Origin of the sequence: Pseudoalteromonas sp. C8 (assembly GCF_011378685.1) — a bacterium.
Taxonomy (GTDB): domain Bacteria; phylum Pseudomonadota; class Gammaproteobacteria; order Enterobacterales; family Alteromonadaceae; genus Pseudoalteromonas; species Pseudoalteromonas arctica.
Window position 1 is genome coordinate 99,002 of sequence record NZ_WTKT01000014.1, and the last position, 20,698, is coordinate 119,699.

General features: G+C 39.9%; 15 protein-coding genes. 13 read left to right on the plus strand and 2 right to left on the minus strand.

All coding sequences use genetic code 11. The features are described 5' to 3' along the window. Positions 1-9 precede the first annotated feature (9 nt). Entirely contained in the window at positions 10-1,485 is a 1,476-nt protein-coding gene (locus tag GQR39_RS14230; RefSeq protein WP_024591797.1) for a DASS family sodium-coupled anion symporter, read from the plus strand. Positions 1,486-1,740: 255 nt separating this feature from the next. After that, positions 1,741-3,159, plus strand: a complete 1,419-nt coding sequence (locus GQR39_RS14235; protein WP_197173725.1) for a coniferyl aldehyde dehydrogenase — start codon at positions 1,741-1,743, stop codon at positions 3,157-3,159. A 148-nt stretch (positions 3,160-3,307) separates the two neighbouring features. On the opposite strand, the gene GQR39_RS14240 is transcribed toward GQR39_RS14235, so the two are convergent. Continuing rightward, a complete protein-coding gene (locus GQR39_RS14240) occupies positions 3,308-4,033 on the minus strand; it encodes a tetratricopeptide repeat protein (protein WP_007582012.1) in 726 nt (241 codons plus the stop codon). A gap of 687 nt (positions 4,034-4,720) precedes the next feature. On the opposite strand from GQR39_RS14240, the gene GQR39_RS14245 reads away from it, so the two are divergent. The 7 genes from GQR39_RS14245 to GQR39_RS14275 all read left to right on the plus strand — a co-directional run bounded on the left by GQR39_RS14245 (position 4,721) and on the right by GQR39_RS14275 (position 12,642). After that, on the plus strand, positions 4,721-5,584 hold the full coding sequence (locus GQR39_RS14245; RefSeq protein WP_165735933.1) for a DUF6279 family lipoprotein: 864 nt from the start codon (positions 4,721-4,723) through the stop codon (positions 5,582-5,584). A gap of 85 nt (positions 5,585-5,669) precedes the next feature. Beyond that, positions 5,670-6,698, plus strand: a complete 1,029-nt coding sequence (locus tag GQR39_RS14250) for an XdhC/CoxI family protein (RefSeq protein WP_121955119.1) — start codon at positions 5,670-5,672, stop codon at positions 6,696-6,698. Next, complete coding sequence (locus GQR39_RS14255; RefSeq protein WP_121955118.1) at positions 6,692-7,285, plus strand: nucleotidyltransferase family protein; 594 nt, start codon at positions 6,692-6,694, stop codon at positions 7,283-7,285. The genes GQR39_RS14250 and GQR39_RS14255 overlap by 7 nt, the downstream gene beginning before the upstream one ends. A gap of 199 nt (positions 7,286-7,484) precedes the next feature. Further along, positions 7,485-7,973 (plus strand): (2Fe-2S)-binding protein, encoded by a 489-nt coding sequence (locus GQR39_RS14260; RefSeq protein ID WP_007582016.1) that lies wholly within the window; start codon positions 7,485-7,487, stop codon positions 7,971-7,973. A gap of 12 nt (positions 7,974-7,985) precedes the next feature. After that, positions 7,986-10,277, plus strand: a complete 2,292-nt coding sequence (locus GQR39_RS14265; protein WP_121955117.1) for a molybdopterin cofactor-binding domain-containing protein — start codon at positions 7,986-7,988, stop codon at positions 10,275-10,277. A 186-nt stretch (positions 10,278-10,463) separates the two neighbouring features. Beyond that, on the plus strand, positions 10,464-11,435 hold the full coding sequence (gene moaA / locus GQR39_RS14270) for a GTP 3',8-cyclase MoaA (RefSeq protein ID WP_024593165.1): 972 nt from the start codon (positions 10,464-10,466) through the stop codon (positions 11,433-11,435). A 169-nt stretch (positions 11,436-11,604) separates the two neighbouring features. Further along, on the plus strand, positions 11,605-12,642 hold the full coding sequence (locus GQR39_RS14275; RefSeq protein WP_165735934.1) for a GGDEF domain-containing protein: 1,038 nt from the start codon (positions 11,605-11,607) through the stop codon (positions 12,640-12,642). A gap of 10 nt (positions 12,643-12,652) precedes the next feature. On the opposite strand, the gene GQR39_RS14280 is transcribed toward GQR39_RS14275, so the two are convergent. Then, positions 12,653-13,591 carry a LysR family transcriptional regulator gene (locus GQR39_RS14280; protein ID WP_076925596.1) on the minus strand — a complete coding sequence of 313 codons (939 nt, stop codon included), beginning with the start codon at positions 13,589-13,591 and terminating at the stop codon, positions 12,653-12,655. A 119-nt stretch (positions 13,592-13,710) separates the two neighbouring features. On the opposite strand from GQR39_RS14280, the gene GQR39_RS14285 reads away from it, so the two are divergent. From GQR39_RS14285 to GQR39_RS14300, 4 genes are read left to right on the plus strand one after another with little or no spacing between them, the layout of a single operon-like run. After that, the gene (locus tag GQR39_RS14285; protein ID WP_010553924.1) at positions 13,711-14,880 is read left to right on the plus strand and encodes an efflux RND transporter periplasmic adaptor subunit; all 1,170 of its coding nucleotides are present in this window, start codon (positions 13,711-13,713) and stop codon (positions 14,878-14,880) included. 9 nt (positions 14,881-14,889) lie between these two features. Continuing rightward, a complete protein-coding gene (locus tag GQR39_RS14290; protein ID WP_165735935.1) occupies positions 14,890-18,042 on the plus strand; it encodes a multidrug efflux RND transporter permease subunit in 3,153 nt (1,050 codons plus the stop codon). Further along, entirely contained in the window at positions 18,035-19,447 is a 1,413-nt protein-coding gene (locus GQR39_RS14295) for a TolC family protein (protein WP_121955251.1), read from the plus strand. The genes GQR39_RS14290 and GQR39_RS14295 overlap by 8 nt, the downstream gene beginning before the upstream one ends. A 10-nt stretch (positions 19,448-19,457) precedes the next feature. After that, entirely contained in the window at positions 19,458-20,486 is a 1,029-nt protein-coding gene (locus GQR39_RS14300) for a zinc-binding dehydrogenase (RefSeq protein ID WP_165735936.1), read from the plus strand. Positions 20,487-20,698 lie beyond the last annotated feature (212 nt).

Consider the following 20,698-nt stretch of genomic DNA (forward strand, 5'->3'; position numbering starts at 1 on the left):
AGGCTAGCCATGACAGATAATATATTGACGCAAGAACCAGATAAGAACAGACATTTTCAATGGCTTTTTTTAGTACTGGGCCCTTTAGTAATGCTATTAACATGTTTACTTGATCCGCCAACAGGAATGTCGGTTGCGGCATTTAAAACTGCAGGTTTAGCGTTTTGGATGGCATCGTGGTGGGTAAGTGAAGTTGTACCAATTCCGGCAACTGCATTGCTACCACTGGTAATATCACCACTGGCTGACATAGCAGCAATAAAAAGTGTGGCTGCGCCATATGCACACCCGTTAATCTTTTTATTTTTAGGCGGATTTTTAATCTCAATTGCTATGGAGCGTTGGGGTTTACATAAACGTATTGCATTAAGCACCATGTTATATGCGGGTAAAAAACCAAGTTTACAAATTTTAGCTATGATGCTTGTTACTGCATTTTTATCTATGTGGATGTCTAATACTGCGACAGCCGTAATGATGTTGCCTATTGCACTTTCAATTACCAATTTGGTTAAGCAATCAGACCCAAGTAATGAAGGGTTTGGCAAAGCATTGCTACTATCAATTGCTTATGGTGCAAGCATTGGTGGTATTGCTACTTTAATTGGTACACCGCCTAATGCATTAATGGCTGCATACCTATCTGACAGTTACCAAATTGAAATAGGCTTTGCTCAGTGGATGATTGTAGGCGTACCACTGTCTTTAAGTATGCTTATTATTAGTTGGGTTTGGCTTACCAAATTTGCGTATAAAGTAGATGCTAATGTTAAAAACGATCAAAAAATTGATACCAAAGCGGTATTTTCTGAACAGTTAAAAAAGCTTGGAATAATGCAACGCGCAGAAAAAGGCGTATTGTTTGTATTTGTGCTTGCTGCACTTTGCTGGATATTTAGACCTTTATTGGGTGATATAACAGGTCTTAAAATTTCAGATACTACAATTGCAATTGCTGCTGCATTACTGCTGTTTGTAATGCCTGCTAATAAAGGCAGTGATGAGCGTATTCTTGATTGGCAAAACGCCTCACAAGTACCTTGGGGCGTATTGCTATTGTTTGGGGGCGGACTTACGCTTGCATCTCAAATTAAATCGTCAGGTCTTGCCGAGTTTATTGCTCACATGATTGAAGGCGCAAGTGCGATTCCTCTTGTTATGAGCGTACTTGTTGTGGTTGCTTTAATTACATTTTTAACTGAAATTACAAGCAATACAGCAACCGCTGCAGGTTTCTTACCGTTATTAGGTCCTGTTGCTGAATCGATAACAGGTTCACCCCTTGTATGGGTTATTCCTGCTGCTATTGCGTGTAGTTGCGCATTTATGATGCCTGTAGCAACACCACCTAATGCGATTGTGTTTGGCTCAGGGCAAATTCAAATGCGCGACATGATAAGAGCCGGCTTTGTGCTAAATATTGTCGCAATTGTTTTAATAACACTTGTAACAATGACGATTGCAGCCCAAGTATTTGGCTTTTAAAACTGTACTAAATTAGTTCCAACCAACCTATATTAGAGTAGTTTTGTTTAAAGTTATAACTTAAAGCAAAGCTACTCTTTATATCCAATCATTTCAGTTAAATTCACACCATTAGTGTTCAAAAGAGTTGCTTAGGGTAGATTTACCCTTAAAAACTCAAGTTATATATTACGCTTTCAAGCAAATTAGTGTTATTGCTCGAAAAACAGAACAAGGTTATAGTCTGCGGTAACTTTAAAAATTGAGTAATCTATTTTGAGCACCGACACATCACAGGCAATGCCTTTAATTCCCCAATTTGATGAATTGCAAAAAAGCTTTCTCGAAACACCTTACTTGCCAATTGATAAACGTCTCGTTTTATTAAAAAAACTCCGTGTACGTATTGTTGAACTTGAGCAAGAGCTAGTGGATGCTGCTTCAAAAGACTTTGGTTACAGAACCGCTTTCGATACTTTACTTGGCGATATATTGCCTACGGTTCAAACACTCGCGCACATTATCAAAAAGCTATCAAAATGGGCAAAGCCAAGTAATCGCTCTGTAGGTTTAAGTTTGTGGCCTTCAAAAGTAAGTGTTAATTACCAACCTAAAGGTGTGGTTGGTATTATTGCACCGTGGAATTACCCGATTCAGTTAGCGTTAGTACCTGTGCTTACCGCCATAGCTGCCGGTAATAGAGTGATGCTTAAATTAAGCGAGTTTACACCTCACACAAACGTCGTTATCGAAAAAATATTTAAAGACGACATGCAAACGCATTGCAAAATAATACAAGGCGGTAGCGACGTAGCCGCGCAGTTTTCATCACTGCCATTTGCTCATTTATTATTTACGGGGTCATCGGCCGTAGGTAAATTAGTAATGGCGTCAGCGAGTCGTAATTTAACACCAGTAACGCTTGAGCTCGGTGGTAAATCGCCAGTTATTATTACGCAAAATGCCGATATTAAAAAAGCGGCACAAGCCATACTGTTTGGAAAAATGGCCAACGCAGGGCAAATATGCGTTGCTCCCGACTACGTATTTGTACCCAAAGCGCTTGAGCATCAGCTGGTTCAGCAATTATGCGAGCTTTATAAAAAGCACTTTAAAGACGGTGTTGAAGGTAAAAACTTAACCTCTATTATTAGCGATGCACACTATAAACGTTTAGCAACCTACTTAGAGCAAGCACAAGAGCTTGGCGCAAACATTATTAAGCCACTTGAGCAAAACCAGCAAGATGAGCAAAAACATCGTATGGGGCTGCATTTAGTGACTCAAGTAACTGACGAAATGCAGCTAATGCAAGATGAGCTATTTGGCCCAATACTACCAATAATGAGTTATGACACGCTCGACAGCGCAATTGACTATATTAAAGCCCATCACCACCCGTTAGCGCTTTATATTTTAGGGCAAGATAAGCACGCTCAAGAATACATTATGAAGCAAACAATCAGTGGCACTGTGGCAATAAACGATACGTTAGTGCAAGTAACTGCTGACGATGCCCCTTTTGGTGGTGTAGGGCATTCAGGAATGGGGCATTATCATGGCATAGAAGGGTTTTTAACGTTTAGCCATGCTAAAAATACGTTAGTATCGGGCTCGTTTAATCCTCGTATTGTTATGCTGCTAAAACAAAGCAAACTTCTTATTAAGCTACTAAAGTGGCTTTACATAAAATAAGAGTGTGTTGATTTTGTAAAGTTGAATAGATTTTGAATCTGCTAAATCAAGATATATTAAAAAGGCTGAATTACGTTATGTAATTCAGCCTTTTTTAGATTAGTTTCAAACTAAGGTTAAGGTCTTAAACTCTTAATAGTCTTAAACTTTAAAATAAGCGACCTTCGCCAGCATAGGTACCCACTTGTATTTTTGCATAAATGGCATCGGCTTTTTCTTTAGCTTCTTCAATTTCTTTAGGCAGCATTTTACGCTCATCAAGTTTGCGGCTATGACTCGCTTGCATATTGCCGTTGTACTCAGCGATAGTATTCCAAATGTACGACTTTTCTAAATCTTTTGGCATACCTAGCCCTTCAAAATACATGAGGGCTAAATTGAATTGTGCTAAAGAGTAATTGTTTGCAGCTGCTTTTTCGTACCAGTTGCGTGCCGCTTCATAATCTCGCGTAACGCCCACGCCATTGGAATACATTACACCTAAATTAAACTGAGCCGCAGGCAGGTTTTTATTGGCTGCTTTTTCAAATAAGGTAACAGCCATTTGGTGATCAAGCTTTACGCCTTTACCTTCGTCGTATAAAACAGCTAACGCAAACATTGAATCCGGATGGTTCTTTTTAACGCCTTGTTGATAAAGCGCAGCTGCTTTGCGGTAATCGCGTGTTACACCGTATCCACCTTCGTATAATTTAGCTAGTTCGTAAATTCCTGGCGCAAAACCTTTATCGGCAAGGTATTGAAATTCTTTTAGGGCGACTGCAAATTCACCTTCGTTAGCTGCTCTTATGCCATCTTCTAATGTTGCATGAGCGAAAGGGCTGGCAAGTAAAACGCCAGCAAGAACGAGTGCTTTCAAATTAAACTGTGACATATTAATGTCTCCAATTAGTAATAGTTACGATAGGTTTTAGGGCCAGTATATCTTGCCGCGATTAAATAGCGCCTAAATAGAACAAGTTTTAATCCCGAAAGGTAAACAGACTTTAGTTAAATGCTAAATTATTAAATTTTTGCACTATTTGTGCATTTTAAACGTTTAATACTCAATGTATCTAAGTAGAGACTAAATCGGTTATTATAAATAGATGCAAAAAAGGGTGTCTACTGTTATGTTTTACGCCAGCTTTAGCGCAAACGCAAGGCGATACCTTATCAGATCGTGCGTATAAAATGTAAATAATAGCGCGGTGGACTTTTAAGGTAAGTAAACGAGTTTAAGAAGTGTAAGATACAGATTTTATAGAAAATTTAAAGAAATAAAAAAAGCCCGTTAGGGCTTTTTTGAGTCATATTAACCGTCACTAATATGAGCAATGTAGCAAGTAAATGTGATATTTGATGTTATTACTTGGGTCGAGTAAGTAATAACACGAAGCGGCACGCTCTTCTTTTAATGTGTCAGCATCCTTGCTGAATATTCTTCCGTAGGCACTGAGGTCGTTACACTGCGTTTTTGAGAACGATTATCAGTTAGATCTAAATGCAAGTCAACACTTAAATGATAATTATTATCAAATGAGTTTTGAGCTTTGCCACAATCTAAATAATAGAGAAGGTTATGCTTAATAATTTCAAAGCAAAAAAACTAAAACAGATATGCCTTGCTGTAAGTATGTTGTTTTTATGTAGTTGTTCGGCATCTTTTACTTACAATAATTTGAGTTGGCTTTCATCGTTTTGGGTTGACGATTATGTTGATTTAAATAAAAAGCAAAATACACAGCTAAAAAACATAATTACAACAACACAAAATTGGCACCGAACTACCCAGTTACCCGCCTACAGACAAGACATACAAAATATAAAGGTATTGTTTAACCAAACATTGGAGGCTAAACAATTAAAAACACAGGTTGTGCTTGCAAAACAACATTGGCAGAACCTACTTGGGTACGCAAAACTGCCTTTAGCTGAACTTGGGGCAACCCTATCAAGTGAGCAAAGAGGTGAGCTTTTAGACAATATCCAAATAAAAATTAACGACGAACGCGAAGAGTTTAACGAACAAACCCCGCTTGAGCGAAAAAGTGAGCGTTTAGAAGAGCAATTTGAATACTACGAGCAGTGGATAGGCAAGCTTAATAAACAACAAAAAGCGCTGATTAAATCAACTAATGAACAACATCAAGACTCAGGAGCGCTGTGGTTAGAGTACAAGCAAAACCGTTTGAATGCAGCCAAACAGGTATTTACAAATGCTGAAATTACAAAAAAAGAACTTATAAATCAGTTAAGTACGGTTATTGAAGAGCGCGAACTTTATATGAGCGACGCACTATTGAAAAGCAATGAAGCAAACTTAAATTTATATATAAATTTACTCTACGAATTAAACCTAACTCTAAATGATAAACAACGCCAAAGCGTTAATGATCAATTTGATGAGTTAATTGAGACCTTAAACGATATAATAGAAAACTAAATTGTGCGTGAATTATTAAGTTTTAAATTAGCTGTTTAGGCTGGTTTTTTTTTAAACGCAAAAAATGCTTTTTAAAGGGCAATATATGGTTACAGATTTGAAAAGTATCTTAAACACTTGGTATCTCAATAGGGACAACCAAGAATGGGTTTTAGCTACTTTGTACAAAATTGAAGGCTCTAGCTACAGAAAACTAGGGGCTATGATGCTTATTTCGAGCCTAGGCGAGCGCTTGGGCATGCTTTCAGGAGGCTGTTTAGAAGCTGACATACAGCGCCACGCTAAACAAGTAATGAGTACTTTAACCAGTAAAACCATTAGTTATGATGCCACCGATGAAGACGATTTAACATTTCAACTTGGCATTGGTTGTGGGGGCATAGTACATATTTTACTGCAGCCCATTCACAAAGCTAATGACTATTTACAGTTAGAACTTGTATCTAAAGCACTTAATGAGAATAAACCAGGGCGATACCTTCAACAAGTAAGCCCCATTTTGCCAGCCGGCAGTGGTGTATTTACGCAAAATGATGAGTTACATGGTTTATCAATGAACCGCAAAGCGCAGTTGGTAGAATTACAAGGCGCTACGTGCTTGCAAACTTCTATTTATCCGCCGCCTCATTTATTAATAGTGGGTGGTGGGGCCGATGCAGTTCCGGTTTATACATTTGCCAAACAACTTGGTTGGAGTGTAACTGTATGGGATACACGCGCTGCCAATGCAAAAAGGCAATATTTTAAAAATGCAGATGCTATTTTGCGCTCCACACCGAGTGAGTTAAAAGAATATTGCATAACTAATAAAGTAGATGCTGCTATTTTAATGGCTCACAGCGTTGAACTTGACGCCAGTACGTTGGCTCAATTTAAAGATGTTCCATTTAAATACATAGGGTTATTGGGTCCTAAGCACAGACGTGAACAAGTTTTAGAGCACGCAAATACGCGTGTTTCACAAATAAAGTCTCCTGTTTTTGGGCCTGTCGGTTTAAATTTAGGCGGCGACTCGCCAGAGAGTATTGCACTATCGCTGATCAGTGAAATACATGCAGTGCTGTGTGACAAAAACGCCCAATCGCTAAGCCATTGGGGGCAAGAGGCGTGCTAATTGCAAAAGTTGTTTTAGCCGCAGGTCAATCATCTCGCTTTAACGGCTGTAAATTAACGGCTGATATCGGGTTTGGCAAAACAATGATTGAGCATGCAGTAAATACACTTCAAGCACTTGATGACACGCCGGTGTATGTAGTTACCGGGGCATGGCATAAAGAAGTATCACAAGCACTGGCAGGTTATAAAAACATAGAGCTCATTGAGAACAAGCAATGGAGCCAAGGTTTAGGTAATTCAATCGCGATAGCTTCTCAAACAGTGTTTAAAAATAAGTCCTTTGATGGGATTTTATTTATGCTCGCGGATCAGGTTGAGCTAAAAGTAGCGCACTTAAGTGAGCTAGTTACTGGTTTTACACGTAATCCATCGCGCTGGTGCGCAAACTATGGCGAGCGTTTAGGTGTACCCGCTATATTCCCAGTGGTTGATTTATCTCAGCTTGCAAGCTTAACTTCAGATAGAGGTGCACAGCAATTACTGCGCTCCAGCAGTGAGGTCGTCAATACAATTAGTTTACGTAGTGCGAGTTTAGACATAGATACTCAAAAGCAGCTAAGTAATTTTATAGCTAAAAATGAGTGAAAAAATAGTAGTAGGGCAAAATAAGTTTTAGCTGCGCTAACGCTTTAGTGCAGTGGTTATGGTATTTAGCTGTTAATGTAGCTGATGCGGTAACTATATGTGTTATGGATTAGTAGTTACAACAATCTTAACTGTTATAACCTGCGTTTAAATTAAATAATTTAAACGCAGGTTATAAAGCTTAATCAAGGGGCAAGCTATGGTGACGTTTACAATTAATGGCAAGGTGGTTGAATCACACGCAAGTGAAGATACACCATTGTTATGGGTTATTCGTGATGAAATTGGATTAAAAGGTACGAAGTTTGGTTGCGGTATTGCAATGTGTGGTGCGTGTACGGTGCATTTAGATGGGCAAGCAACTCGCTCATGTGTTTTACCAATTGGCGCAATTGCAGGAAAAAACATTACCACAATTGAAGGGCTTAATAACGAACACCCACTTCAAAAAGCATGGGTTGAAGAGCAAGTACCACAGTGCGGTTACTGTCAATCGGGGCAAATAATGCAAGCTGCTACATTACTAGCAGCTAACCCAAGTCCTTCAGATGAAGAAATAGTAAGCCATATGAATGGTAACTATTGTCGCTGTATGGCTTATAAACGTATTAAAACGGCTATTCAACGCGCTGCAGATGAGTCACAAAGTGTAGTAAATATATTTGATCCAAATGCACAAGACGCTTAACTGGAGCCGATAATGAAAAAATTATTTCAAAAAAATAGCGAAACCGTTAATTTAAATCGTCGCTCGTTTATGATTGGCACTGCTAGCGCAGGCTTAGTCATGGCGTTTGCCCCTGCGTTATTTTCGGGTTCGGTCAGTGCAAAAGAATCAATTGCGCAACAAGCTTTTTCACCCACTATTTGGTGGACTATGAGCACCGACGGCGCCGTAGAAGTAAGTATTGCAAAAGCTGAAATGGGTCAACATATTGGTACTGCTCTTGCGCGCATTGTGGCTGATGAGCTTGAATGTGATTGGGATAAAGTATCAATTACCTACGTAGATACCCATGAAAAATGGGGCTTTATGGTAACGGGTGGTTCGTGGTCTGTATTTCAAAGCTTTAAGCCATTATCTCAAGCCGGCGCTGCGGGTCGAATTGCATTAATAGAAGCTGGAGCTAAAATGCTCGGCGTACCTGCAGATAAATGTCGTGCTGAAAAGGGCTATATTATTGCAGGCGAAAAATCGGTTAGTTACGCAGATATAGTTAAAAAAGGCGAGTTTAATCGTACATTTACCAGTGATGAAGTTGCAAACCTTCCACTAAAACCTGCTAATAAACGTCATTTAACTGGGCTTAAACAAGACTTTAAAGCGCTTGATATACCAGCCAAAACAAATGGCACCGCAGTATACGGGATAGATGTAGAAGTTGAAGGCATGCTGTACGCGCGACCAGTTATTCCACCAACACGCTATGGCAGTACAGTAACAAACGTTGACGATAGTGCAGCAAAAGCTATTAAAGGTTACAAAGGCTATGAAATTTTAAATGACCCTAGTAACACAGTGCAAGGCTGGGTTGTTGTATTAGCTGATAGTTACCCAAGTGCCATTAAAGCAGTAGATGCTTTAAAGGTGAGTTACAAAAAGGGTGAGTCAGCAAATATATCTGAAGCTGATATTCAAAAAGAAGGTAAGCGATTATGCGAGCAACGCGACTCGGGCACTTTGTTTGTTGATCAAGGCGATATAAAGAAAACCCAAGCAGACGCTAGTGAGTCGTTAGAATCAATGTATACCACAGCGACAGCGAGCCATTATCAGCTAGAGCCATTAAATGCGGTTGCAGAATTTAAAGATGGAAATTGGATTATTCATACAGGTAACCAGTGGCAGTCACTTACGTTACCAGCGCTTGCTAAAGCACTCGAAATAGAACAAAACAAAGTAATTATTCGTCCTTATTATTTAGGTGGTGGTTTTGGTCGTCGATTATTTGGTGACTGGACTGTACCTGCAGCTCTAACCGCAAAAGCAGTAGGTAAACCAGTAAAGCTGGTATTTACACGAGCAGACGATAGTTTATTCGATCAGTCTCGTTCTGCATCTGCTGCAAAAATGACAGCGTCGTTTGATAAAAATGGTACTTTTACTGGTTTAGAGCATGCATTTGCTGCAGGTTGGCCTACTAAAGCAATGGCACCAGGGTTTTTATCACCGGGTGTTGATGGTAAAGGTAAATTTGATGCATTTTCGGCATCGGGCGCTGATCATTGGTATAGCATGAGCAGTCACCGTGCACGCGCTATTAATAACGAAGTTGCACAAAGCACCTTCACTCCAGGTTGGTTACGTTCAGTAGGGCCAGGTTGGATTGCATGGAGTCTTGAGTCGTTTATTGATGAAATTGCCCATAAGCAAGGCAAAGATCCTGTTCAATTTAGAATTGAAATGTTAGACGGTAAAGGCAAGCAAGCGGGTAAAGCACCTGAGAGCGTTGGCGGAGCACTGCGCTTACGTAATGTGCTTAAAACGGTGTCTGACAAAGTAGCTTCTGTAAAATTGGCGAAAGACGAAGGCATTGGTTTTTCTGTAAGTTCAGGGCAAGAGCGTACCATGCCAGCATGGCTTGCAACCGCAGCGCATGTTCACGTTAACCGTGATAGTGGTAAAATAACGCTTAAAAAGCTTTATGTTGTTGTAGATGCTGGCTTAATAGTTCACCCAGATGGCGCACTGGCGCAAATTGAAGGGTCGTTACTATGGGGCAGCAGCCTTGCATTGCATGAATCAAATACGTATAAAGATGGACAGGTATCAGCGACTAACTTTAATACTTATTTACCGCTAAGAATGCAAGATGTGCCAGATATTGACATTGAATTTTTACAAAGCGATGAGTTTCCAGTTGGTTTAGGCGAACCTGGCGTTATAGGGGTTGCTCCTGCTATTGGTAATGCTGTGTTTAATGCAGTAGGCGTGCGTTTACGTGACCTACCAATGAAGCCAAGCGAACTTAAAAAAGGCTTAGAAGCGTAAAACAAAAATAACTAAAGGGGTATGCTTTATGCTGCTCCTTTAAGTTATTAAATATATTTATGTAATTATTATTTATGTATCAATAAGTAGCGTTGTTTATACCAATTTGCTTAATTAAATGATTAAGTATTATTGCAAATTGGTATTAGGTTGTTATTACTTGTTGATATTAGTTAAGGTTTATTTATGCTAATCGACCCAACAGGGCGAGAGTTTAGTTACTTACGTTTGTCTATTACTGATGTATGTAATTTTAAGTGTGTTTATTGTTTACCAGATGGTTATCAGGGCGGGCCAGACCGTGGTTTTCTCACAATTGATGAAATTAGCAACACGCTTAAAGCGTTTGCACACCATGGTATCGAAAAAGTAAGGATCACTGGCGGAGAGCCAACGCTTAGAAAAGATTTTATAGATGTTGTTCGCGCGGCAAAAGATGTCGCGGGCATAAAAAAAATTGCAATGACTACCAATGGTTTTTCTCTTCATAAGAATATTCATGACTGGGTAGATGCAGGCTTAAACGCCATTAATGTAAGCATTGATAGCTTAGATTCACGCATGTTTAACACCATTACTGGGCATGACAAATTTACCTCAGTAATGAAAGGTATTGATACTGCGCTTGAAACGGGTATTGATTCGGTAAAAATAAACAGCGTGCTGATGAAGCAATACAACGCAAAAGAGTTTGATACATTTTTAAATTGGGTTAAACACCGTCCCGTTACCATCCGCTTTATAGAATTGATGCAAACAAACGACAACAAAGCCTTTTTTGATGCTAACCATGTTTCTGGGCAAGTTTTAAAAACTCAGTTATTACAAACGGGTTGGCAGCAAGTTGCGCGTAGTGCATCAGCAGGTCCTGCTCAAGAGTTTGCTCATCCTGATTATCAAGGCAGAATTGGTTTGATCATGCCTTACAGCAACGACTTTTGTAGTACCTGTAACCGACTAAGGGTTACAGCAAAAGGGAATCTGCACTTGTGTTTGTTTTCTGAAGAGGGTATTTCGCTAAGAGAATATATGAACGACAGTTCAAACAGCGAATTAATGGCATTGTTATCTCGTTATATTAAAACCAAAAAGCCAACTCACCTTTTACACCAAGGTAATACAGGTATTACTACTAATTTATCCATGTTAGGTGGCTAGTTGTTAAAGCCACTTAGTGATATTAAAGCATCAAACGTGTTTCTAAAACACACTACATTATCCCTAAAATGTAAATAACTGGTTGTATCTACATGGTTTTATATCAACAAGGCTTGTTAAATTGTATTTTCACGTTAAACTTACTTTTTATTTTTATTAAGTGATTAGAATGGATATCGCGGCTCTTAATAGCACTAAATCATTAAGAAAGGACGTTCTGAGAGGGATGTGTCTTTGTTTTGGTTTTTTATCGGTAGGATTTGCGGGATTTAATTTAACCGTAAATAACTTTCCATTGCTTGGCTACATCGAAATCTGTTTTTCTATTTATTGTATATTTACTTATATTTCACTTATACGCCGTCCACTACAGTTTTGGCAATCCTTAATAATGTGTGTACTTATAACGTTAATTGTTATTTTAGGTACATCCTTAGCATCGCCTCGTAATGGTGTGTTTGTATGGTCATTTGCATTACCTATTTTGTACTACCTGTTATTAGGTAAACAATATGGTGTAATTTTCTCTGCAAATTTATTAGTTATCCAAGTGTTTATTTTAGGGAGTAAGTCTACACTTGCCCCCTTTGAAACTTTTAACTTATCCCTTAATCTACTCTGTGCTTATTTTAGTATTTGGGCGATTTCTCATGTTTTTGAAGGAAGTCGTTCACACTTTTCAAGGCGACTTAAAAATTTAGCGTTACTTGACCCATTAACGGGTGCAGGTAATCGCCTTTCAATGAACCACTACTTTGAAGTAGAACTACAAGATAAGTCACAGTTATATTTGTTTTTACTCGATTTAGACTTTTTTAAGCAGATAAATGATGAGCATGGCCATGGTGTCGGTGACCAAGTACTTATCGAAGTGGCCACTTTACTAAGAGTTGTGCTTGGTAGAGGGTATGTATTTAGAGTAGGCGGAGAAGAGTTTGCTTTATTTAGCTCTTTTGAAAATGATGAGGCTGCACTTAGTACCGCTGAACAAATAAGAGCACGTTTTGAAAATACCACATTTGACATTGACGGCCTTGCAATCAATGTTACAACTAGTATTGGTGTCGCAAAATTTAAAAGTACTAATTCATTGAAAAGCTTTGTAAACCAAGCGGATAAGCAGTTATACAAAGCAAAACAGTTTGGCCGCAATAAAGTGTATTGTAAGTTTAAACAAGAACACGACCGTGAGGCGGTAGTTGCTTAAGTAGGGTCACTTAGTACATTTGCTCAAAATTGGGGATCCCATTTTCCCAAATCGGTTTGTCTTTTCCTAAATGCTCGCGCACAGCATCAAAAAACAACCGGGTCCTTACTGGTAAATCTCGATGCGGATATACGGCATACATCGCACTAAACTCCATCAGTTTTACATCGGTCAATAAAGGCACTAGCTTACCTTGTATTATTTCATCACCAATAATAAATGCAGGGGCAACAAAGTAAGTTGTTCCCGATAATGTTTTCATTAACAATGACTCTGCATCGTTTGCACGAAACACACTTTTTATTTTTTGCTCGCAGCGTTCACCTTTACTATCGTAGTAATCTATAGCTTCTACTCGAATAGAATTACTGGCATAGCTTGCTGCTGGTAATTGCGCTAACTCTTCCATTGTTTTTGGCATACCATAAGTTTCAATAAACTGTGGCGCAGCTAAAATTAATAATCGGTTACGCGCTATTTTACGTGCAATAAGTGATGAATCTTTAGGCTCACCTACACGAAAAGCCAAATCAAATCCTTCAGAGACTATATCTACTAATCTATCGTCTAAACGCAGTTCAACTTCTACTTGAGGAAAGCGTTTTTGAAAATCATTAAGTACAGGTTGTAAATAACGACGACCAATAAGTGTTGATGAAGTGATTTTTAATACGCCACGCGGTTCTAAATGGTAGTTTTCAGCCATGCGTACGGTTTCGCCGAGCAGCTCTCTAAGCTCAGCGGCTTTTTTGATCATTTCGGCACCCGCCGCTGTGAGCGAAAATGAACGCGTGGTTCGGTTAAGTAACCTAACGCCTAACTCATCCTCTAAACGGCTAATTTGTTTAGATATAACAGAGCGATCTATGTTGCGTATTTCTGCAGCTTTAGCAAAAGAGCCTTGCTCAACCACTTCAAGTAACATTAAAAGTCGACTTGTTGTATCCATTATTACACCTTAACTAATCTATTGATGCCATTTTGGCATTAATGAATTTAAAAATCTATGGTTTTTACACACGGGTTTAATCCGTATTATGCGAGGCTAATCAACAATGGAGCGTCTTCATGAACAAACATCTAATTGCTGCTGCACTTACTGCGGCATCTTTAACACTTGCGGGTTGTGCTGATGAGAGCACAGCTCAATCAGCACCTGCACAGCAACTTCAACCAATTGATGTAGCACAGGTGCTTGTTAAGCCGGTACAAAGCTGGCACACATATACAACTCGTTTAGAGTCTCCACAAGAAGTTGCTTTAATGCCGCGTGTATCGGGAATCATCGATAGCATTGAATTTAAAGAAGGCGATGTGGTTAAAGAAGGGGATGTTTTATTTCAATTAGATGCTCGTCCATTTGCTGCTGTGGTTGCTAGCTTAAAAGCGCAAATCAACAGTGCAGAAGCTGCCTTAGAGCAAGCTAAAAGTGAAGACAAACGTGCGGTACGCTTATTAGACCGCAAGGCAATCTCAACTGAGCAAGCACAAGCGCGTACTTCAACACTACGCCAACGCGAAGCACAGCTTTCTGCACTGCAAGCACAACTTACTTCAGCAGAGCTTGATTTAGAGTTTACGTCAGTAGTATCACCAATTGATGGCATTATTTCTCGCGCAAATATTACCAAAGGTAATAACATACTTGCGGGTCAAAGCGTATTAACGTCAATTGTTTCAAACCAAGCTATGTACGCTTATTTTGATGTTGATGAACGCACATGGAATAGCTCTTTTAATGATGTTACTGCTGCGAGCCACCAAACTGTTGTAATGCAAAAAGTGGGTCAAAGCGATTTTGCATACAAAGGTTACATTAACTTTATTGATAACCAAATTAATTCATCAACAGGTACATTACGCGTACGTGCGGTATTTAATGAAGACAGCAACCAATTACGCGCAGGCTCGTTTGCACGTATTAAGCTTGCAGCCAACTCTATTAGCGACGCGATTATTATCCCAGAACGTGCAATTGGTACCGACTTAAAAAATCGTTTTGTATTAACGGTTGGCGAAAACAACGTACTTGAATACAAACTTATCACTACTGGTGAGCGTTACGGTGCATTACGTGCGGTTACATCGGGCCTTAACGAAGGTGATGTTATTGCTGTAAATGGCCCAGCTCGCGTAGGCCCTGGTATGCCAATCTCCCCGCAAACAGTAACAATTGATACAAGTGGTGTGGCATTTACATTGTTAAATGACAACGCACAACTTGTGGCTAAGCAATAAGGTTTATTGATGAAATTTTCGCATTTCTTTATACAGCGTCCAATATTTGCGGCCATGCTGTCATTGGTTATTTTAATTGCTGGTGGTATATCACTATTCCAATTACCAGTAAGTGAATACCCAGAAGTAGTTCCTCCAACTGTTGTTGTTACCGCCAACTACCCAGGTGCTAACCCTACCGTTATTGCGCAAACAGTAGCAACACCGCTGGAGCAAGAAATTAACGGTACTGAAAACATGCTATATATGTTTTCGCAAGGTACCAGTGATGGCCGCATGACACTAACGGTAACCTTTGCGTTAGGTACCGATTTAGATCGTGCTCAAGTACAAGTACAAAACCGTGTAAACAGTGCACTTCCGCGTTTGCCAGAAGAAGTACAACGTTTAGGTGTTGTGGCTGAAAAGTCATCACCAGATTTAACCATGGTAGTGCATTTATACTCACCTGAAAAAACGCACGACACAGCTTACTTATCTAACTATGCTGATTTAAATATTAAAGATGAAATTGCGCGCTTGCCAGGCGTAGGTGATATCCGCATGTTTGGTGCTGGCAAATACTCAATGCGAGTATGGCTAAACCCAGATGCACTTGCTGCACGCGAATTAACAGCAACAGATGTAGTAACAGCACTTCGCTCGCAAAACCAGCAAGTTGCAGCAGGTAGCTTAGGCGCGCAACCTATTTCAAACGACAGTCAATTTCAAATATTGTTAAACGTTAAAGGTCGTTTAAACAGTATTGAAGAATTTGAACAAGTTATTATTAAAGTAGGCGACGAAGGTCAGTTAACGCGTTTATCTGATATAGCCCGTGTTGATTTAGGTCAAGACACTTACGCACTGCGTGCAGAGCTTGATAACCAACCAGCACTTGCAATGCCAATATTCCAACGCCCAGGTTCAAACGCTATTGAGCTTTCCGATCAAGTACGTGAAACAATGGCGCGCTTATCTAAAGATTTTCCTACCGGTGTTGAATACGACATTGTGTACGATCCTACGGTATTTGTTCGCGGCTCAATTGACGCGGTAATTGCCACTTTGCTTGAAGCAATTGTGCTGGTAGTTATTGTTGTTATTGTATTTTTACAAACGTGGCGTGCATCAATTATTCCATTAATTGCCGTGCCTATTTCACTTATTGGTACGTTTGCCGTAATGCAGTGGTTAGGTGTCTCAATTAATACCCTGTCGTTGTTTGGTTTAGTATTAGCCATAGGTATTGTTGTAGATGATGCGATTGTAGTTGTTGAAAACGTAGAGCGTAATATTGAAAAAGGCTTATCGCCGCTTGAAGCAACCCGCGTTGCAATGAGCGAAGTAACAGGCCCTATTATTGCCATTGCGCTAGTACTAAGTGCTGTATTTATTCCTACTGCGTTTATTACCGGTTTATCAGGTCAATTTTATAAGCAATTTGCACTTACAATTACAATTTCGACTATTATCTCAGCATTTAACTCATTAACGTTATCGCCTGCACTTGCTGCATTGTTATTAAAATCGCATGATGCAAAACCAGATGCGTTCACGCGTTTACTTAATAAATTGTTTGGTCGTTGGTTATTTAAACCATTTAACCGCGTATTTAATCGTGGTGCTAAAGGTTACGAAAAACTGGTACAAAAACTAATTCGTATGACCGTTGTTGTAATGGTGGCTTACATTGCACTTGTTGGTGGCACAATTAAGTTATTTGATACCGTACCAGGTGGCTTTATTCCACAGCAAGATAAACAGTATTTAGTGGCTATTGCGCAGTTACCTGACGCATCAAGCCTTGATCGTACTGAAGATGTACTTGCTCAAATGCAGCAAATTGCATTAGAAGTACCAGGCGTTGCACATACTGTTGCTTTTCCTGGCTTATCAGTGAACGGTTTTACGAATAGCCCTAACAGCGGCATTGTATTTACACCACTTGAGAGCTTTGATAAACGTACCGACCCAAGCCAATCAGCGATGGCGATAGCGGCGCAGTTGAATAAACGTTTTGCCGTCATTGATGAGGCGTTTGTAGCGGTATTCCCGCCGCCGCCAATTCAAGGTTTAGGCACTACCGGCGGTTTTAAACTGCAAATTGAAGACCGAGCTAATAAAGGATTTGAAGCACTATTTAATAGTCTGCAAGCCGTAATCGGTAAGGCGCAACAAGACCCTGCATTAATGGGCCTGTACTCAAGTTTCCGTATCCAAGTTCCACAAATGGATATTGATATTGACCGTGAGCAAGCGCTTATTCAAGGTATTCCACTTGATGAAGTATTTAACGCACTGCAAATTTACTTAGGCTCTGTGTACGTAAATGACTTTAATATGTTTGGCCGTACGTACCAAGTAAATGCACAGGCTGATGCTGACTATCGCTTAGACTCTGATCAAATACTTAATTTAAAAGTACGTAACCGCTCAGGTAATATGGTGCCACTGGGATCTGTACTAACAGTAACACCAACAATTGGTCCTGACCGTGTTATGCATTACAACGGTTACCCAAGTGCAGAACTAAATGGCAGCCCAGCGCCAGGTTATAGTTCTGATCAAGCACAAATTGCTATTGAAAAAGTACTCGCAGACACACTACCAACAGGTATTGAATATGAGTGGACTGAAGTAACGTACCAACAAGTACTTGCCGGTAACACCATGGTTTATGTATTCCCGTTAGTTGTATTACTTGTATTTATGGTACTTGCAGCGCAGTACGAGAGCTTACGTTTACCACTGGCAATTATATTAATAGTACCAATGACTATTTTCTCAGCCTTGTTAGGTGTGTGGTTTGTTGGCTCAGACAACAACATATTCACCCAAATAGCGTTAATAGTACTGGTCGCGTTGGCTTCTAAAAATGCAATATTGATGGTTGAGTTTGCAAAAGATAGACACGACTCAGGCTTATCGCACTTAGAGGCAATACTTGAGGCATGTCGTATGCGCTTGCGCCCAATATTAATGACCTCAATTGCATTTACAGCAGGTGTTGTACCGTTAGTACTTGCCACCGGTGCAGGCGCCGAAATGCGACACGCAATGGGTAACGCAGTATTCTCAGGGATGATAGGTGTAACCGTGTTTGGCCTATTGTTTACGCCGGTATTTTATATGTTAGTGACTAACAAAAAAGAGAAAGCGCAGGAGAATACTCATGACTAAATTAATGCAAAAAAGACTTAAAACAAGTCTGACCGCCAGTGCAGTATTAGTCGCTGCGTTTTTAGCCGGGTGTGCGAGTAAAATAGACACCATGAGCGAGCAAAAAGCCGTTAACGAATTTGTTGCCAAAGCTAATATTGCTAGTAACGTTAGCGTTGCTGATGAAACAAACTGGTGGAAAAAGCTTAATTCTGATCAACTAAATGAGCTTGTTACCGGTGCGCTTGCAAATAACTATAATTTGCAAACAAGCCAGCTAACACTTAAAAGTGCATTAGCGCGACTAGGAGAGCAAAAAGCCCAGTACCTTCCGCAAGGTGGCGTAAATGTTGGCGCAGCTCGAAGCGATGCACCAAGCGTTTATGACCGTCAATCAAGTGCAAACGTTGCACTTGATTGGCAGCTAGATTTATTTGGTCGTATAACGGCGTTGGTTGATGCTGCAAATGCATCAGCCATGAGCCAAGCAGAGCAAGTACGTTTACTGCAAATTGAAGTTGTTTCGTCAGTCGTTAAAGGCTTTGTAAGTTATCAAGGCAATGTTGAAAAACAACACATTGTTACGCTTCAAATTGAAGCGCTTGAGCAAAGTATTGACGTTCTTCAAGCCCGTGTTGACGAAGGCGTCGCAAACGAGCTTGATTTAAACCGTACTATGGCGCAGCTTAGGCAGCAACAAGCACTAATGCCTGCCATTGAGTATGCAAAATACAGCGATTTATCTGCCCTTGCAGTACTAAGCGGTAAGTTAGCGCAAAATATTGCTATTGAAAACGAGCAAGGTGTGCTTGAACGTGACTTTAGCGTAGCACTAAAAAACGCTAATAATGCCATTGCCTTACGTCCAGATATTAGCCGTGCATTGTTTGATTTTAGCCAAGCAAATAGTTTAAGTGTTGCAGCTAGCAAAGCGTTATTACCAGATATTAGCTTATCTGCATTTGCAGGGGTTGTGAGTATAGATAGCACAGGCTTAAAAAATACCGACCAACAGTGGCAAGTAGCGCCGCAGTTGCAATGGTCGTTATTAAGCTACCCAGCATTATTAGCACAGCGCGACGCGCAGCAGTTTTTAAGTGAAGCCGCTTACAGCGATTATCAACAAGTAGTATTAACTGCACTAAGTGAAAGTGAACTTTCATTGCAATTATTGGTCAATCAAGCACAGCAAAAACGCTTTGCTGACGAACGCTATGACTTTGCTAATAAAGCATTTTTACAAGCACAAGCAATGTACGAAGAAGGTCAAATTCCTTATCTTGAGTTGTTAGATGCGCGCCAGGATGTTTTAATAGCACAAGAAAATGCTGTTGAAACAACAATCACTTCACTGCTTGCCAAAGTAAATGCTTACCAGTCATTTAATGGCCAATGGAGTTATGCGTTAAACGACACTAATAAGTAGAGTTATATTGATGCCAAATACTGAAAATTTACATGAATACATTATCCCGCAAATGATGCGCGCTATTGTACTGCCAGAACCAAATGAAGCAATTGACTTAGCGGATGCTGAGCTGCCTGTTCCTATTTGTGCAGATAACGAGCTGCTTGTAAAAGTAGAGTACGTTGGTTTAAATCCAGTTGATGGTCAATTTGCTAAAACAGGCTTTTGTAAATGGCAGTATCCACACATTTTAGGCTTAGATGCCGTAGGTGTTGTGGTTAAAGCTAATAAAGGTGTGTTTCCAAATGTTGGCGAGCGGGTTATGTGGCATGCCAACATTGGTGAGCAAGGTGCTTTGAGCGAATACACCAAAGTACCTAACTTTGCAGTGTCGGTTGTGCCAAGCGGTTTAAATCCGGCCATTGCAGCAACACTTCCATGCGCCGGTATGGCAGCACTTATTAGCTTAGATAAAATAGGCATTAGTGAAGGCGATACTATTTTTATTGAAGGCGGAGCCGGAGCGGTAGGGCAGTTTGCTATTCAATATGCAAAACAGCGTGGTGCAGATGTATTTACCACGGCATCAAAGCGTAACCATAAATTGGTTAAGCAGCTAGGCGCTGATGTGGTTTTTGACTATAGCGATAAAAAACTATGCGAAAAAATCCGCAGAGAACTTGGCCCACAAGGCTTTGATGCGGTTATTGATACGATTGGTGGTGAGTGTACTCAGCGTAATATTGAGTTAATGCGTTTTTGCGGACGTATTGCCTGCTTAAATCCGCTACCTTGTTTTGATCAAGACTTAATGTATCACCGAGCGCCCAATATTAGCGTTGTATCGATTGGTGGTGCATGGCTTGCTAATAGTTTATGTGCACAACAACGTTTGAGTTTTATGGGCAACTTGTTACTTGAAGGAGCTGTTAGTGGCGACATTAAACACCCAGAAATAACGCCCGTAGATTTTAGTGCTGAGTCAGTATCGCAAGCGCTTAATAAACAACTTGCTGGTGGTTTTACCGGCAAGCAAGTTGTTAAAGTTGCTAAGTGAAGCGCTTATACAATTTGATTTAAATTTAAGTAGTTTTAGCTAGATTAATTGATAATGTAGCCTCTACAAATTGAATAAAAACGTAGCCTATTTGTGCTGCGTTTTTTTATGCCCATCAAAAAATAGATACAGCGCTAGCGCTTTTGCTGTTTTATTCATCATTTTAGTCAAAATACTTTTTTTCAGCGTACAACTGTAAGCCTTTGTGTTTC